The sequence below is a fragment of the Pedobacter sp. N23S346 genome (assembly GCF_048515415.1).
Classification (GTDB): domain Bacteria; phylum Bacteroidota; class Bacteroidia; order Sphingobacteriales; family Sphingobacteriaceae; genus Pedobacter.
Window position 1 is genome coordinate 257,078 of the sequence record NZ_JBLYEE010000003.1, and the last position, 17,745, is coordinate 274,822.

Consider the following 17,745-nt stretch of genomic DNA (forward strand, 5'->3'; position numbering starts at 1 on the left):
ATTTAAAATTTAAGGTTAACGCCAAGTTGATAAGTAATGGTGCTCGGACCGGTATTGTTGATATTTCCTACGGTCGTATTGGTTTGTTCCAGGGTTATTGATGGATCAATACCACTTGCACTCTCCGGGTCAAAACCATCATAATTTGTCCATACTACAGGATTCAGCACATTGGCATAAATTCTTAAACTTTTGATTTTAAGTTTTTCAATCAGCTTGCCTGGTAAAGTATAACCTAAAGAAATGTTCTGAATTTTTACAAATGATACGTCTTTATAATAACCAACGCCAGCTACGCCATCCCAATAAGGGCCGATGTTATTTGGCTGAGGATAAGTATTAGAACTTCTTCCCTGCGTTACCGAATTTGCCGGCATATAATAATCATTGTAAATTTTATTGGTTCCGCGATCATTGTACCTGGTGAAAACACTGTGGAAAGCGCTGTAAACCTGCATGCCTTGTCTGGCAAATAGCGAAGCTGATAAATCGAAAGCTTTGTAAGTAAACTGTGTTGAGAAACCACCAGTCCATTTCGGATCTTTCTGGCCAATTATTTCCCTATCGTTTGTACTACTGATTCTACCATCGTTATTTAAATCTTTCACTTTCGCCTGACCAGGAAGCTGACCATAGGTTAAAGCTTGTGTACGTTCGCTTTCCTGCCAGATGCCATCAAAAACATAAATATAATTTACATTGATCGGTTGGCCGATAAACCAGGAGTTACCTACCAGATCTTGTTTCTTATCCAGTAGATCGATGATGGCATTTTTGTTTCTGGCGAATGTAAATGAGGTAGACCAGGTGAAATCTTTAGTAGAAACATTGATTGTTCTCAAGGAAACTTCAATCCCTTTGTTGCTTACAGAACCCACATTATCTTTAATAGAAGTATAACCCGTTTCGAGAGGTAAATCTCTGTTCAGCAGTAAACCTTCAGAAAGTTTGTCATAAAGATCTATGGATCCGGAAATTCTGTTTTTTAAGAAGCCAAAATCAACACCTAAATCAAATTCCCGGGTTCTTTCCCAAGTGAGTGACGAATTGGGCAATCTGCTAGGAGAATATCCCAATGCCGGTGTTCCACCGAAATCATAATAAGTAGGTGAACTTAAATTCATCTGCGTTTCATAAGGCCTGATGTTATTGTTATTCCCCGCAACTCCGGCACTAAACCTCAATTTTAAATCAGATACAAAGGTTGCACTTTGCATAAAAGACTCTCTCGAAATTTGCCAAGCAACTGCTGCTGATGGAAATGATGACCATTTATTGCCTTCGGCCAGTTTTGATGAGCCATCCCACCGATTGGCAAGCGTTACAAAATATTTGTCTTTGAAGGAATAATTTACCCTGGCTAAAAATGAAAGGATAGAAAATTGATTGAAATTACTGGATGATAATTGTCTGTTATTCGATGAACCCAAATTGTAGAAAGATGAGTTGAAAGGAAGATCATTTACTTTTGTCGTATCGCTTTCAAATCTGTCTTTCTGCATGCTGTACAAGCCTGTGAAGGCAAAATTATGCTCCTTTATTTTCTTACGGATGTTCACCACATTGTCGAATATATAAGATTGTGATTGCTGATTTACGCGTTGCGCATCAGGTAACAATCCATCTCCAACACCTGTCAAAGAACCCCAATACCTGCCATTTCTAACAAAGTTTACACTTGGAGAGAAAGTAGATCTTACATCTATCCAGCTTGCAGGTGCATATTGAAGATAAACATTACCCACACCAAAGTGTCTTCTCGTGTTATTTTGTGAATTGGTAATTTCCAACAACGGATTTACAACACTTGTAAAACTGGAAACAACGTTAGATCCCGGAACTGGAATCTGACCTGGCCTAAAAACGAGGTTTCCATTGGCGTCATAAGGTTTGAATATCGGCGCCATATTGAAGCCATTCCTAACCGCATCATCACTTCCGCGTTCCGTTTCGGTAAATGAAAAGTTGATGCTCATTCCAGCAGAAAAACTTTTGTTTATCTTCCCATCAACATTGATTTTGAAATTATACCGACTTAAATTATCCTGTAAAAAGTTGCCTTTTTCATTTTGGTAACCTGCGCCAATTAAATATTGAATATCATTGTTACTACTCCGGCCCGATGCCGTTACCCAATGATTGGCTTGAATTCCATCCTGAATTACCAGGTCTTTCCAATCAGTATAATCGTGGCTAGCCACCGTTTGTAAAACAGTTGGGTTATCTAAACTTCCAATGGTATTGGTAAAGGTTCTTCCGGCGATAAGTTCGGGCGAGATGAAAGTGTTTTGTCTGTATTCCCACCATTCCTCACCAGTCATAAAATCGGGCATTCTGGCTACTTTACGAACGCCAACATAGCCATCATAAGAAATCGTTGCACCGCTACTTTTGTTGGTAGCACCATTTTTTGTGGTAACTAACACAACCCCGTTTGATCCCCTAGAACCGTAAATTGCGGTAGATGCCGCATCTTTTAACACGTCCATTTTGGCGATGTCCTGCGGATTAAGGAAGTTAATATCTGATACGATTACTCCATCTACCACAAAAAGCGGCTGACCACCTGCAAGGGAGTTTTGTCCCCTGATTTGCACATTGAAACTGGCACCTGCACGACCAGAACCTGCGGAAATATCTACCCCGGCAACCTGCCCCTGAACGGCTTGCAAGGCACTTACCGTTCCGCGTTCGGCTATGGCATCGCCTTGTACGCTTCCTACTGCCGTAGCTACCTGAGATTTTCTTTGCGTTCCGTATCCAACAACCACTAACTCATTTAGCTGACTTGCAGATTCTGTGAGGGTAATGGTTAAAGTTTTTTGTCCGGCAATGGCTACTTCTTTATTATTATAGCCTACAAAAGAGAAAACTAACGTGGCATTTGGTGGCGCATCGAACGAAAAGTTGCCGTTTACATCTGTGGAGCCGCCTATTGCTGCGCCTTTGACTTTGACTGATACGCCAATTAAGGTTTCGCCTTTTTCATCTATTACCTTACCTGAAATTCTCTGGTTTTGGGCCATCAGAATGGTATTGAACAATAGCAAAATGGCGAAAAAAAGTAATGTTTTTTTCATGGGTTATTTGGTTAAAATTGAAAAATAGTCATTTGAGATGACTACTATATTTGGTTACTTATTTACAATTTAGCCAACCCATTTCAATTCTTAACTATAATTTGCTACAAAACTGTGCAATCGTTCCCGTAAAGTTAATTCGAAATTGAGACTCATTTTAAGAATACATCCGCGTCAATTATATAGAATAACGATTTAGTTTTTTTGATTTAGAAAATCAAAAAATGAATAGAAAAAGTAGTAATACAGAATAAGTCTGCACTATTTAGATGGTGAGTAAGTTTAGCTTCAGTGCTTTGTCGATTGGGGATTCATCACGGCATTCTGAATGACATCCCGGGATTTGGTTCTGAATCAAGTTCAGGATGACGCGTGATGTTTTTCTTAATGCTCCTTAATATCTTAATGTTTCAAAAACAGCTATTTAATAATAATCAATACCTTTCCATTAATAGATTAAAGACTTTTAGTTTCCTCTTCAGCACCGATATTAAGTTTACTATGCTTCTTACCATACCAGAAATAAATACCTAACCCGATAACTAACCATACAGCTAACCTCAGCCATGTTTCCCAGGGAAGAAACACCATCATAGCGATACAAGTTAGAATTCCAAGAATGGGAATTAAGGGTACAAAAGGAACCCTGAATGGTCGCTTCGCTTCAGGGTTAGTTTTTCTTAAAATTAAGATGCCAACACATACCATTAGAAAGGCGAGCAATGTTCCGATACTCGTCATTTCTCCAACCACATTCATGGGTACAAATGCAGCAAAAAGCCCGATGAAAATGCAAAGAATAATGTTCGATTTCCAGGGGGTTTTGAATTTGCTGTGTACATCAGAAAACATCTTAGGTAGCAATCCATCTTTACTAATGGAATAAAACATCCGAGATTGCGCCATCAAATCAATTAAAATTACCGAAGTGTAACCGATCAGAATGGCCAAAATAATCGCCTGACTTAACCAGGCATAAGGTGTTTTCTCAATGGCTATTGCTACAGGAGCGCCACTATTTGCAAACTCTTTGTAATTTGCCAAACCCGTCATCACGTGGCCAAATAAGCCAAAGAGTACGGTACAAACCACCAAAGATCCGATAATTCCGATCGGTAAATCTCTTCCTGGATTTTTAGTTTCCTGGGCGGAAGCAGCAACAGCATCGAAGCCAATAAATACAAAGAATACAAGCCCCGCACCACGTAACACACCACTCCAGCCAAACTGACCAAAAGTTCCCGTGTTTTCTGGAATATATGGATGATAGTTAGCCGGATCAATATATTGCCAGCCTAAGGCGATGAAAACCAAAACTACGCCAACCTTCAAAAATACAATAATGCCATTTACAATTGCAGATCCTTTTGTGCCACGAATCAAAATGGCAGTCATTAAAACGACTACCAAAGCTGCGGGAATATTTATAATTCCGTTTACTGTTGATCCATCTGCAAGTTTTGCAGTTTCGAAAGGGGATAGTGTGAGTTGTGGAGGAAGAAAAATGCCTAAACTGCTTAAAAATCTCGTTAAGTATTGCGACCAGCTAATGGCCACTGTTGCACAGCCAACAGAATATTCCAATACCAAATCCCATCCGATAATCCAGGCGAAAAGTTCGCCCATTGTGGCATAAGAGTAAGTATAAGCACTACCTGCAACCGGAATCATGGAGGCAAATTCTGCGTAACAAAGTGCTGCAAAGCCACAACCCAGGGCTGCGATTACAAAAGAAAGCGTTACCGCCGGACCTGAGTGATTGGCTGCAGCCAAACCAGTGATAGAGAATAAACCAGCACCAAGCGTTAAACCAACACCAATTAAAATTAAATTAACCGGACCTAAGGTTCTTTTGAGCGTACCTTCGCCGCTTTGATTCGCCTCAGCAACGATGCTGGCTATTGATTTTTTCATGAAACAAGTTAAAGAGTTGCAAAATTATCAAAATATATTAAATCCATGGTATTTGTCGTGCTTTGTTTTGTGATTTGACTTACGAAGTTTAGATGGAATTAGTGCGGAAGGGAAACTTCGTCAGTCTGATAATGAATTAGGATGCGCGTTTAAACTGGCGAAGTCCTGCTGCGCTCATGCCCTTTGAGACTTCGCAAGTTGATCGACTTACGAAGTTTAGATGGAATTAGTGCGGAAGGGAGAACTTCGTCAGTCTGATAATGAATTAGGATTCGCGTTTAAACTGGCGAAGTCCTGCTATGCTCATGCCCTTTGAGACTTCGCAAGTTGATCGACTTACGAAGTTTAGATGGAATTGAGCGATGGGGAAACTTCGTCAGTCTGATAACGAATTAGGATGCGCGTTTAAACTGGCGAAGTCTTGCTGCGCTTCTGGCCTTTGAGACTTCGCAAGTTAGTTTAATTGGAATTTGTGCGGAAGGGAAACTTCGTCAGTCTAATAACGAATTAGGATGCGTGTTTAAACTTGCGAAGTCTTTCTGCGCTTTGGCCTTTGAGATTTCGCAAGTTGATCGACTTACGAAGTTTAGTTGGAATTGTGTGCGGAGAGAACTTCGTTAGTCTGATAACGAATTAGGATATGCGTTTAAACTGGCGAAGTCCTGCTACGCTCATGCCCTTTGAGACTTCGCAAGTTAGTTTAATTGGAATTTGCGCGGAAGGGAAACTTCGTCAGTCTAATAACAAATTAGGATGCGTGTTTAAACTGGCGAAGTCCTACCCCGTTCATGCCTTTTGAGACTTCGCAAGTTGATTGATTTAACGAAGTCCAGCCTAAAAAGAACCTAAATACTACAAGTTAAAATTTTATAATAAAAATTAAGATATTGAAAATCAGTTGTTTGATTTGTAATTTTAAATTATTTTAGTACTATGTATTGCATAGTACAATATAAAACATATATCTTTGTATTATGATAGCAGAAAATACGCAAACGCAAATGCGGAAGGGAATTCTGGAGTACTGTGTTTTATCGATTATATCTCGGGGAGAGATTTATGCTTCCGATATTATTGCTGAATTACGCTCGGCAAAACTGTTGGTGGTGGAGGGCACACTTTACCCATTATTAACCAGGCTTAAAAACAATGGTTTATTAAGCTACAACTGGGTAGAATCTACCTCAGGTCCGCCCCGAAAATATTATACTTTAACTGAAGTTGGTCGGGAAATTTTATCCAAACTAGATCAAACCTGGCAAGAACTTGCTTATGCTGTTGGCATATCGCAAAGTGGTGCCAATACAAAAACCTCTTAACGCAACAAGGAAATGGAAAAGACCATCATCATCAATATAGGAAATACGATTATTCACATCGAGGAAAGTGCCTACGATACTTTAAAAGCTTATCTAAATGAAGTTAAGTTGTATTTCGCCAACCATGCCGACGATCTGGAGATCGTAACAGACATCGAAAACAGAATCGCAGAATTGTTAACGGAGCAGCTGGAAGCGCAGAAGAAACAAGTAGTTGACGCGGCAGATGTACAACATGTGGTTGCGCAAATGGGTAGCGTAAAAGATTTTGATACGATCGAAGAAAATGAAGAAGAACCTGTACTTCAAACGGGTTACCAACATCAGTATGCGGAGAAGAAATTGTACCGCGATATGGACGACCGGGTGGTTGCTGGTGTTTGTTCTGGAATAGCACATTTCCTCAATACGGATGCAAAATGGATCAGGGTTGCTGTTTTACTTATGGCCTTTTTGGGCGGTTTTGGAATTTTAGTTTACATGATTCTGTGGATCATTATGCCAAAGGCGAAATCACGGATTGAGAAAATGGAGATGAAAGGAGAGCCTGCAAACTTGCAAGGTTTTCAGAAGAATTTAGATGAAGAATTACAAGCGGTTAAAGAACGTTTAGGAGAAGTTAACAGACATGCACAACCATTATTTGCACGCTTTGGAATATTTATCGGTGAGTTTTTTGAATGGTTAGGTAGATTTATATCCGGAACAGGAAAAGTCATTTTCAAAGTCATCGCAGGTTTTATCATCGTGTTTGGTGCGTTTTTTTTACTGATGCTGATTTTGGGTACTGCTGCTTTTCAGGGCTTTTTGGATGCGAGTATTTATGATTTTTTCCCTTTTTCAATTATCGATGATGGCAACAGGGGTATAATTTTGTTCAGTGCATTTATCATATTATTTATCCCGGTTTTAGCGCTGGTGCTCTTCTCTATACGGGTTGCTTTTAATAAACAGGCCATTAACAAAACGTTTTCTTTCGCTTTACTGATCATTTGGTTGGCTGGTGTGGCGATTGGCGGTTACCAGGCCGCAAAAATCTCCTCAGAATTTAAGCAACATGCCGAATTAACACAAACTGTTGATTTGAAATCTTTTAAAACTTATATTATTGATATTGACAGAAGTAAATATTTTAGCAAAGAAGACAGTATTACTTATCATATTAATGACAATGAAAATAGGCAAATTGTGACTGATGATTTTGAAAACGGACCTTTCGTGATGCCAAATAATATCCGTATTGATATTGAAAGAGGTGCTACAAATGCTACACGCCTGATACAAAAATATGAATCTCAGGGTAAAACTTTTCAAAGCGCCTTACAAAACGCACAGAATATAGATTATAAATACAGCCTAAAAGATTCGACAATAGTTTTTAATCCACGTTTTCAGCTCCGAAAAGGAACCATTTGGAGAAATCAGGAAGTTCGCTTACAACTTGAAATTCCGGTTGGTACAAAAGTAATCTTAAAAGAAGATTCATATAGGTATGTAAATAATTATGGAATCTGGGATTGCGGCGAAAAGGAAGGCGACAAAAATGATTACACTTCTTGGATCATGACAGAGGATGGCTTAAAATGCATCGCTCAGTTAAAAGAAGAAGCGATAAATAAGCAAAAACTTGAAGATGAATTGCATGATTTAGAACTTTCGCAAAAAAATAAACCTGTTGATACACTTAAGCAGGATTCTGTCTTAAACAGAATCAGGGAATTGAAAGAAGAATTGGGTATTAATCCTGAAGATCGTAAATATCGTTAAAATATACCTGAATTGTTATTCCTGCCAAAGCGGAGATTTTTTAAATACACATATGAATTAAAAAAAATATCTCCGCTACACTACAGTTATAATAAAAGCTAAAAAAACCATGAAAATATTATTTACGCTAATGACATGCCTGATGGTATGGGGGACTTCTTTTGCCCAAAAACTTCACACCATAACCGGGAAAATTGTAGATGAAAAGACTGTTGCTGTACCTTTTGCGGTCGCTCAACTATTAAATGCATCAGACACCAGCAAGGTGAAAATGGTGGCTGCAGATATTGATGGTATCTTTAAAATTGACCAGGTAAAAGATGGTACTTATATGCTTTCAATTTCGGTTATCGGCTTCAAAACAAAAAAAACGGAACGGTTCGTTTTAAATAGCGATTGGCAAATACCCACCATAAAATTGGAAAGTGCTACCAGGCAGTTAAATGAGGTGAGTGTGACTGGTAAAAAGCCGTTTATCGAACATCAAATTGATAAAACGGTGCTGAATGTAGAAAATAGTATCGTTTCCACAGGAAGCACGGCACTTGAGTTATTGGAAAAGGCGCCAGGTGTGCAGGTTGACAAACAGAACGAAAGGATTTTATTAAACAATAAATCGGGCGTAATGGTGATGATAGATGGAAAGAATAATTTTTTATCTGGATCAGATTTAGCCGTTTATTTAAGTAATTTGACGAGTAGTCAGATTGCTACCATCGAAATTATTTCTAATCCTTCATCAAAATATGATGCAGCCGGAACCGCAGGAATTATCAACATTAAATTAAAAAAGAACAAGGCTTTTGGTACAAATGGAAGTATTTCTTCTACCTATCGGAATGCAATAAGGGCAAATTTGCCCAGGAATATCTATGGTTCTGACCTGAATTTTAACATTAACAATCGCAATAAGAAATGGAATTTTTACAGTAATGCCAATGCCTCAAAAAACAATAATTTCTCCAACTTATTTTTAGAAAGAACCACTAACTCTGATGGATTACAGAGTGCTTTTAATCAAAACTTTCAAAAAATATATACAGGTTCCAGATTAGCCGCTAAGCTAGGTGCAGATTATTATGTTAGTGAAAAAACAACAATTGGTGTGATGGTGGATGGGAGTACCAGCACCAGGAAATTAGATAATTTTTCGCAAACATTTATTAATGAAATCAGAGCGGGAGTAATAAGTAATAACTCACTTCAATTATCTTCAGATGCTAATACTCCTAATAAAAATTATAGTGCAAACTTTAATATTAAACACGACTTTAAAAAGGAAGGTGCAAGCCTAAATTTCGATGCTGATTATTCAGGATTTAATTATACTGGTTTAGAGAATTTTAATACTGATTTTTATAATGAAAGCGGAATTGTTTACAATCAAACTTTTATTAAAAATGATAGTAAAACTGATATCAATATATTTGCTTCGAAAATCGATTTTACATGGCCATTATCCAAAACAGCAAAATTAGAGACTGGTTTAAAGACCAGTTTTGTTAAAACCAACAACGATTTTTTGTCTTCAGCATTTTTGAATAATGAATGGCAAAATATTGCAGGCCAAAGCAACCATTTTATTTATAAAGAGAATGTAAATGCCGCTTATGCAAACCTATCAAAAGACTTAGGTAAATGGCAAATTCAAGCTGGCTTAAGGGCGGAATATACCGATGCCACCGGGGTTTTGGTAACCAATAATACGGAAGCAGATCAAAAGTACCTCTCTTTGTTTCCAACAGTCTTTGTTAACCAAAAAATTTCTGAAAATAGTAACTTGCGTTATACCTATGGGAGACGAATTGACAGACCTAATTACCAACAGTTAAATCCTTTCAATTTTTATATGGATCCTTATACCATACAACAAGGAAATCCCTACTTAAAACCTCAGTTTACTAATAATTTTGAGGTGAGCTATAGTTATAAAAGTGGATTATCCTTTTCTTTAGGTTATTCGAAGGTTAAAGATCTGATCCTGGATAGTAAAACAGCACAGAACGATAGCACAAGGATTGTAACCGTTGGGCAAGGAAATATTGGCAGTGGTGAGTATTATTCTGCAGGTTTGTATTTTCCTTTGGCGGTTGCGAAATGGTGGAATTTTCAAAATAATTTCAACCTTTTTTACAACAAATTTAATGATAACAATTTGGAGGGAGCACCTTTTGAATTAAGTAAGCTGTCTTATAATTTTAATATCACAAGTTCAATTACATTGCCCGCCGACTGGACTATCGAAACTAATTTCTGGCTAAATTCTCCAAGGGTGAGGGGATTGGAGACAACCACTATTTATCAATATGCTTTAAATACAGGTGTGCAGAAAAGTTTCCTGAACAAATCTTTAAAGTTAAAATTGAACATCGATGATATTTTCGCAACAAATTATTGGAAGGGTACACTGAATTATCAGAATGTAAACTTACGGGCTCAGAATTATTACATCAATAGAAGAGTTTCCTTTAATATCAGTTACAGCTTCGGAAATCAAAATGTAAAATCGGCAAGATCTAGAAATACCGCAACTGAGGATATGAAGAATAGAGCGGGGGGATAGTGTTGAGTCTAGAGTCTTTAGTCCAAAGTCATTAGTCGAATCGGCATGAAATTAAAAGTCTAAAGGATCATTTAAATTTAAAGGTAAAAGCAGGTTTTTTATTAACCATTGGGACATTAAGAAAAACATCACGCGTCATTCTGAACTTGATTCAGAACCTATTCTGAAGATGTCATTCAGAATGCAGTGAGAATCTCCAGGCACAAAGTACAGAACCGAAAATATGGAAGTATGGTTTATTTTGAAACATTAAGGCATTAAGGAGCATTAAGAAAAATATCACGGGTCATTCTAAACTTGATTCAGAACCTATTCCGAAGATGTCATTCAGAATGCAGTGAAGAATCCCCAGGCTACAAGGCACAGAACCAAAATTCTACCCTATCCTCACTCAATAGGATAAAATAATAAATCCAGCATAAACAATTATTACCAAAGGTTTACTTCATTACTCCTTTAACAAAGCATCAATTTCGGTGTTAAATTCTTTAACAAAGTCAGTGTAATATTTTCCAGTTGCCGGTCCGCTGTAGCCGGTATGAATTTGCGCTACTTCGCCTTTCTTGTTGATAATAATCGTGGTTGGGAAAGAAAGGAAATTATTCAAAGCAGGCAATGATTCAGCCACCACTTTTTTATCTGGTGTACCAGCAATCACCTGGTCATATTGGATATCAAATTTTTCCCTGAACCGAGTCAATGCTTTACGCACATAGGCAGAATCCAATTGTCTCTCGTAATGAATACCAATCACTTCTACTCCGCGGTTGCGGTTCTCTTTATACCATGGCGCAATAAAGGAAGCTTCATCCACACAGTTCGGGCACCAGGTACCAGTAATGGTTAAAATCACGACTTTATTTTTAAATTTTTCATCGCTGAGCGAGATTTTCTTACCGTTCACATCAGGAAAAGAGAAGTCGAGTGTTTTGTAACCATCTTTCAAATAAGTTAGTTTATAGGCATCTGGCAACGCAGCGTTTTCATTTTGCTTTCCACTAAATGGCGTATTTCCCCTTGCGCTAACCACCTCACCTGTAATGGTTCCATCTTTTTCAAAACTTCCTTTGTAATAAGACGGACCCGAGCCGATAAAGCTTGATAAATAAAAATCATTGCCTTCTACAATTCCTTCCAGATAACGGGAATCGCCGGTAATGCGTAAAAATGTTCCGGAGATTTTGTTGCCATCTTGTTTGAACAGTCCGACAGCATTTTCGTCTTTCCCATTTGGAGATTTAAAAGTAACGTCATACTTGCCAGAAAAATCTGCTGCTGCCGCTTTACCAGTTGATTTGAAGCGATAATTTTTTCCTCTTGTTGCACTTACGGCCAAGGGTGTTCCGGATCGATCTTGTTTCCGTAATGTTCCAACCAGTGAATCGCCTGAAATTTTAAAAGCAAGTTCATTATCAAACTGATCTAAAGAAACTAAGATAGAATCTGAAGTCTGCTTTACGATGCCTCCTTCAAAACGTTCTTCCGCATTTAAAAATACTAAATGAGGTTTGTCTATACTCTTGGTAATTTCAAAATTAAATGGTACTTCTATGCCTGGTTTAATCTCAAAAATACCTCGCCAGTTGCCACCTGGCGCAAATGCAGTGCTTAATTTATGTTGAGCAGGTAATTGTTTTTTCTGGGTTTGTGCTTGTAGATTTTGTGCAAGTGTAAAAGCAAATAGCAGAAATAATGATGATTTTATATTCATGGGATGTTTTAATCTATTGATAATACGACAAATGTAAGCATCAAATGAGCGGAGAAAAAATATTTTCAATAAAATCTATAGAATTTGTAGTCATTATGATTTTTATATTATCTTTGCGCCAGTTATTTTAAAATACTTATCAAGAAAGGTGGAGGGAATGGCCCTGTGAAACCTTAGCAACCAGTTTTAAAAAGACATGGTGCTAATTCCATCCCAAAGCAATTTGGGTAAGTTAAGTCAGTTGAATGCAAAATATTATTGATAATATATGAGAGCACTCCTGATTTTACAGGCGTGCTTTTTTTATAAGCCAGATTTGCAAAACCTGATAAGTAGTGATGTAGCGTTAAAAGAAATTTGATGGAAAAAACTAACAAAAAACAATTAATTCAAAAAGTAAATTTCGGAACCTTTTTAAGTCTTCGAATGTGCAGTGGTATTTATTGCTGTAGCAGCTGATAAATACCAGACTATCCCACTCCAATTAAATAATTATTCATGTCTGTAAAAAAATCGCCTAACAGCGAAATGGAATTGCTTTGTCCGAATTTTTTGCATTCACCATTTTAAATGATCATTAATCAACACTAAATTATGTTTAAGAAAATAAAGCTGCCGGCGATATTCTTTTTGCTATTGCTTTCAAATTTCGTTCAGGCGCAAAACATCGCAGTTTCCGGAACAGTAAAGGGCGCTTCCGGTGAGACCCTGCCAGGCGTTTCGGTATTTGTAAAAGGGACTAAACAAGCGGTAACCACCGATAATAATGGTGCATTCAGTATTTCAGTTGCCGGAAAAAACACGCTGGTTTTCTCTTATATTGGTTTTACTACCCGCGAAATAGAAGTAACCGAAGCAACGAAAACTTTGGTGGTAACGCTCAGCGACGGTGAAAATGCGCTCGATGAAGTGGTGGTAACGGCTTTGGGTATCTCCAGACAAAAGAAATCTTTGGGTTATGCCGTTCAGGAATTAAAGGGCGAAAGCTTAACCGAAGCACGGGAATCCAACCTGGTTAACGCACTTGCTGGTAAAGTAGCCGGAGTTAGGGTAACAAACAGTCAGGGTGATATGGGTTCTTCCCGGGTGGTCATCAGGGGAGAAACTTCTATTTCTGGTAACAATCAGCCCTTGTTTGTGGTGGATGGAATTCCGGTAGATAACTCGCAACTTAATTCTGCTGGCGCGAGAGATTATGCCAATGCCATTTCAGATATCAACCCGAACGATATTGAATCCATCAGTGTGCTAAAAGGCCCGAATGCTGCGGCATTATACGGATCCAGGGCTGCAGCGGGTGTGATCATCATCAAAACCAAAACCGGAAAATCGAAAAAAGGCTTAGGGATTTCCTTCAATTCAAATGCGGTAATTGAAAGTTTATTAACCTTACCAAAATATCAGGATGTATTCGGACAAGGATCTGAAGGGAAATTTAGTTATGTAAATGGAAGAGGTGCAGGTGTAAACGATGGTGTGGATGAGAGTTGGGGCCCGAGAATGGATGGCCGTTTAATTCCTCAGTTCTTTTCAAAAGGAGTAGCTGTTCCATTTGTAGCCAATCCGGATAATGTGAGAGATTTCTTCGAAACAGGATATTCTTTGGCGAATGGTTTATCTATAGAAGATGCGAGCGATAAGTTTGATTACCGTTTATCATACAATAACCTGAAACAGGTAGGTATCGTGCCGAATTCTGGTCAGGATAAAAACTCCTTCGCATTAAATACAACGTTGAGGTTAACACCAAAGTTAACGATTACCGCCAATGCAAATTATAGTAAACTGGGTTCTGATAATTTGCCTGGAACAGGCGGTTCAAGATCAACAAGTACCATGCTTCAGTTTGCCTGGTTTGGCAGACAGGTGGATATTAATCAGTTGAAAAACTACCTGGATGAAAATGGAAATACCTTCAACTGGAACAACAGTTACTATAGCAATCCTTATTGGGTAGCTTATGAAAATACCGTATCTCAAAACAGAAACCGGATTATTGGAAGCATTGGTTTGAACTATAAAATTATCGATGGATTAAATTTTAATTTCCGTTCGGGAACGGATTACTATAATGATCGGCGGAAGATAAAAATTGCCTATGGCACAAACGGGACACCATTTGGATCTTACACGGAAAGTGCTTTTACTGTAAACGAGAATAATACCGATGCAACTTTAAGCTATAACAAGCAGCTGAATGATGATTTTAGTCTGGAAGTTTTATTGGGAGGAAATATTCGCTCCAGATATATCGAACAAAATGATCAAAGTGCTCCTCGTTTGGCTGTAGCTGGTTTATATACCTTAAGTAACTCAAGAGATCCATTAACATCTTCCAACAACTACAGCGAACTAAAATCATACAGTGGTTATGCATCAGCGCAAATTGGATTTAGAAATTACCTGTTTGCAAATATAACTGCTCGTAACGATTGGTCTTCTACTTTGCCAGCACAAAACAGGTCGTATTTCTATCCTTCTTTTAACGGAAGTTTCGTACTTACCGAGGCTTTTGATATTAAAAGTGAAGTATTGGATTATGCGAAAATCCGCGGAGGCTGGTCTAAAGTGGGTAAAGATGCAGATCCTTATCGTTTGCTCAATACTTACACTTCAGGCGCACCATTTGGGTCAAGTCCTCAACTTACACCATCTGCTACAGATTTGAATCCAAATTTAAAACCAGAAACAACGACATCATCAGAGTTAGGTGCAGAAGCCGTATTGTTTAATAAGCGGTTGCGTTTTGATTTAAGTGTTTACAATACCAATAGTTACGATCAGATTCTGAGTGTTGATGTGAGTCAGAGTACAGGTTTTAGATCTAAATTGCTAAATGCCGGAAAAATTAATAATAAAGGAATTGAAGTTCAATTGGGCATTACGCCGATTAAGAAACAATTCACCTGGGATATCGATGTAAATTATGCAGCAAACAGGAGTAAGGTAATTGAATTAGACAAAGAAGGTTTATTGCAAAATTATGTGGTAGCTACCAATTCTGCACAGGTAATTGCAGCAGTTGGCCAACCTTACGGAACCTTATTTGGTAATGCATTTCTGAGAGATGGTAATGGTAATATTGTGGTGAATGCAACAGGTGCCCCACAAACAGATCCAACGAAAAGGGTTTTAGGAAAATATACACCAGATTGGATCGGTGGAATTTACAATACCTTCAATTATAAAGGCTTTAGTCTGGGTGTTTTGGTTGATGCCAGTTTTGGCGGTTCTATTTATAATGGTACTTATGCTACAGGTACTTACACGGGTGTTTTAGCTTCAACTCTACCTGGAAGAGGGGCAGAATTTGGCGGAATTTCTTATTACTATCCAGATAATTTAAAAACCAATGCAGCCGTTAGGTTGGCCAATGGCGCCAGTGCACCAGCCGGGACAACAGTTTACGATGACGGAATGATTTTCGATGGCGTAACTGCTGATGGAAAACGCAACGATAAAATCCTATCTGCCCAAACTTATTACAAGTCTTTCCGTACGATAGACGAAGCCAATATTTTCGATGCTTCTTATGTAAAACTTCGCGAAATTAAATTAACCTACAATTTACCAACTAAATGGATTCGTTCTCTGAATTTACAGGGTGTTTCGGTGGCATTAGTGGGTAGAAACCTCGCCATTTTACATCGTAATACTGAAGACATCGATCCCGAAGTGGCTTTTAATACGGGTAACGGACAAGGCTTGGAAAGTTTATCAAACCCAACTACACGTACTTACGGAATCAACCTGAACATTAAATTTTAATCTTCCCATCATGAAAAATAATATCATATATACCTTTATTTTACTTTCACTGTTTTCTGCATCTTGCCGTAAAGAATTAGACGATGTAAATATCAATCCAAATGCTACTGAAAATGCACAGCCAGATTACCTGTTAACTGCTGCCATTAAAAACACGGCTGATGCTTATTGGGGAACCACCAATAACATGAATTCCAGCTTGCTTTTTGTTCAGCAATGGGCAAAGGTTCAGTATACAGAAGAAGATCGTTTTATCTACTCCAACAGTAGTTTCACCTCCCTATGGTCTACCTTATATGCTACCAGTATTACGGGTTTAAATAAGGTGATTGAAATTGGAAATACCACCAATAATCCAAATTACCGGGGTGTGGCTTTAACGTTAAGATCGTGGTCGTTTTTATTGCTTACTGATGCTTATGGCGACGTGCCTTACAGCCAGGCCGGTAAAATAAATGAGTTTATTACACCTGCTTACGACAAACAAAAAGACGTTTATTATGGAATACTGGAAGATTTAAAAACTGCGAATAATATTTTAAATCCTGCCGGATCAGCTATTGGTGGCGATATTGTTTATAATGGCGACATTACAAAATGGAAAAAGTTCGCTAACTCCTTGCGGTTGAGAATTGCACTTCGCATTGCGGATAGAGAACCAGCAAAAGCGCAACAGGTATTAGATGAGATTAAAAGTGAGGGCAGTAGTTATATTAGTGCAAATGCAGATATCGCCCAGTTAATTTATCAGGTTTCTCCACAACAAAATCCGGTAAGCGCACAGTTTGATACCAGGGATGATTACCGAATCAGTAAAATAATTGTAGATAAATTATTCAGCCTGAATGATCCACGTTTACCTGTTTACGCCAGTAAAACACAAACGGCTACACCAGAAGAATATGTGGGATTGCCAAATGGTTTGACTAATTCTGAAGCCAGTAATCTTGGCTTTGCCAGAACATCAAGACCAGGCGCCTATTTTCTAACGCCTCAATCGCCGGCGGTAATTTTCAGTTATGCTGAATTGTTATTTGATCGGGCAGAGGCAGCCGCTCGTGGTTTCACCACAGAAAATGCAGCTGATTTATACAATCAAGGTATCGTAGCATCGTTAAAACAATTTGGCATTGCCGATGCTTTAGTGGCCAACTATACAGCTCAGGCTGCAGTTCAATACGATGGGGCAAACTATAAAAAATCTATTGGAGAACAAAAATGGCTGGCACTCTTTGGGCAAGGTTTAGAAGCCTGGGCAGAAAGACGCAGATTGGATTACCCCGAACTTACTGCATCTGTAAATACCGTATTAAACGGACAAATTCCGGTTCGGTTTATTTATCCTGGAACGGAACAATCGTTGAACGGACAACAATACAGAAATGCGGTAGCCAGCCAGGGAACGGATTTGTTAACCACCAGATTATGGTTTGATGTAAAGTAAATGAGCAATATTTAAACATTGATTATTTAATGAGGCTGTCTAATAATTATAATTTATCAACTTACGAAATTTCAAAAGCCGGTGCGCTGAAGAATTTCGTAAGTTTTAATGACAGTGTACCATAAAACTTTCGATTATTTCCCACAACAAAGGCCTCCAAAACTTCGCAAGTTGATCGT

At 38.2% G+C, this 17,745-nt stretch carries 8 protein-coding genes and 1 riboswitch; of the genes, 5 read left to right on the forward strand and 3 right to left on the reverse strand.

Annotation, left to right across the window (positions count from 1 at the left end; all coding sequences use genetic code 11):
* Positions 1-2: 2 nt before the first annotated feature.
* A complete protein-coding gene (locus ACN1CD_RS07915) occupies positions 3-3,080 on the reverse strand; it encodes a SusC/RagA family TonB-linked outer membrane protein (RefSeq protein ID WP_419129870.1) in 3,078 nt (1,025 codons plus the stop codon).
* Between the two features lie 456 nt (positions 3,081-3,536).
* Positions 3,537-4,994: an amino acid permease gene (locus tag ACN1CD_RS07920; protein ID WP_419129871.1), complete on the reverse strand. Its 1,458-nt coding sequence runs from the start codon at positions 4,992-4,994 to the stop codon at positions 3,537-3,539.
* A gap of 974 nt (positions 4,995-5,968) precedes the next feature.
* Between ACN1CD_RS07920 and ACN1CD_RS07925 the strand changes: the two genes are divergently transcribed.
* The 3 genes from ACN1CD_RS07925 to ACN1CD_RS07935 all read left to right on the forward strand — a co-directional run bounded on the left by ACN1CD_RS07925 (position 5,969) and on the right by ACN1CD_RS07935 (position 10,643).
* Complete coding sequence (locus tag ACN1CD_RS07925) at positions 5,969-6,313, forward strand: PadR family transcriptional regulator (RefSeq protein WP_419129872.1); 345 nt, start codon at positions 5,969-5,971, stop codon at positions 6,311-6,313.
* Positions 6,314-6,325: 12 nt separating this feature from the next.
* On the forward strand, positions 6,326-8,080 hold the full coding sequence (locus ACN1CD_RS07930) for a PspC domain-containing protein (protein WP_419129873.1): 1,755 nt from the start codon (positions 6,326-6,328) through the stop codon (positions 8,078-8,080).
* 109 nt (positions 8,081-8,189) lie between these two features.
* On the forward strand, positions 8,190-10,643 hold the full coding sequence (locus ACN1CD_RS07935) for a TonB-dependent receptor domain-containing protein (RefSeq protein ID WP_419129874.1): 2,454 nt from the start codon (positions 8,190-8,192) through the stop codon (positions 10,641-10,643).
* A gap of 448 nt (positions 10,644-11,091) precedes the next feature.
* Here ACN1CD_RS07935 and ACN1CD_RS07940 read toward each other — a convergent pair whose 3' ends face one another.
* Positions 11,092-12,354, reverse strand: coding sequence for a peroxiredoxin family protein (locus ACN1CD_RS07940; protein ID WP_419129875.1), 1,263 nt, complete (start codon positions 12,352-12,354; stop codon positions 11,092-11,094).
* A gap of 133 nt (positions 12,355-12,487) precedes the next feature.
* A riboswitch (SAM riboswitch) is annotated at positions 12,488-12,593 on the forward strand.
* A gap of 355 nt (positions 12,594-12,948) precedes the next feature.
* Here ACN1CD_RS07940 and ACN1CD_RS07945 point away from each other — a divergent pair.
* Complete coding sequence (locus ACN1CD_RS07945) at positions 12,949-16,122, forward strand: SusC/RagA family TonB-linked outer membrane protein (RefSeq protein ID WP_419129876.1); 3,174 nt, start codon at positions 12,949-12,951, stop codon at positions 16,120-16,122.
* 10 nt (positions 16,123-16,132) lie between these two features.
* Positions 16,133-17,566 carry a SusD/RagB family nutrient-binding outer membrane lipoprotein gene (locus ACN1CD_RS07950; protein WP_419129877.1) on the forward strand — a complete coding sequence of 478 codons (1,434 nt, stop codon included), beginning with the start codon at positions 16,133-16,135 and terminating at the stop codon, positions 17,564-17,566.
* The last annotated feature ends 179 nt before the right edge of the window (positions 17,567-17,745 follow it).

Excerpts from the sequence above, each read along its gene's own strand:
- ACN1CD_RS07930 (WP_419129873.1), top strand. The coding sequence starts at position 6,326 with ATGGAAAAGACCATCATCATCAATATAGGAAATACGATTATTCACATC.
- ACN1CD_RS07940 (WP_419129875.1), bottom strand. The coding sequence starts at position 12,354 with ATGAATATAAAATCATCATTATTTCTGCTATTTGCTTTTACACTTGCA.
- ACN1CD_RS07925 (WP_419129872.1), top strand. The coding sequence starts at position 5,969 with ATGATAGCAGAAAATACGCAAACGCAAATGCGGAAGGGAATTCTGGAG.
- ACN1CD_RS07945 (WP_419129876.1), top strand. The coding sequence starts at position 12,949 with ATGTTTAAGAAAATAAAGCTGCCGGCGATATTCTTTTTGCTATTGCTT.
- ACN1CD_RS07950 (WP_419129877.1), top strand. The coding sequence starts at position 16,133 with ATGAAAAATAATATCATATATACCTTTATTTTACTTTCACTGTTTTCT.
- ACN1CD_RS07935 (WP_419129874.1), top strand. The coding sequence starts at position 8,190 with ATGAAAATATTATTTACGCTAATGACATGCCTGATGGTATGGGGGACT.
- ACN1CD_RS07920 (WP_419129871.1), bottom strand. The coding sequence starts at position 4,994 with ATGAAAAAATCAATAGCCAGCATCGTTGCTGAGGCGAATCAAAGCGGC.
- ACN1CD_RS07915 (WP_419129870.1), bottom strand. The coding sequence starts at position 3,080 with ATGAAAAAAACATTACTTTTTTTCGCCATTTTGCTATTGTTCAATACC.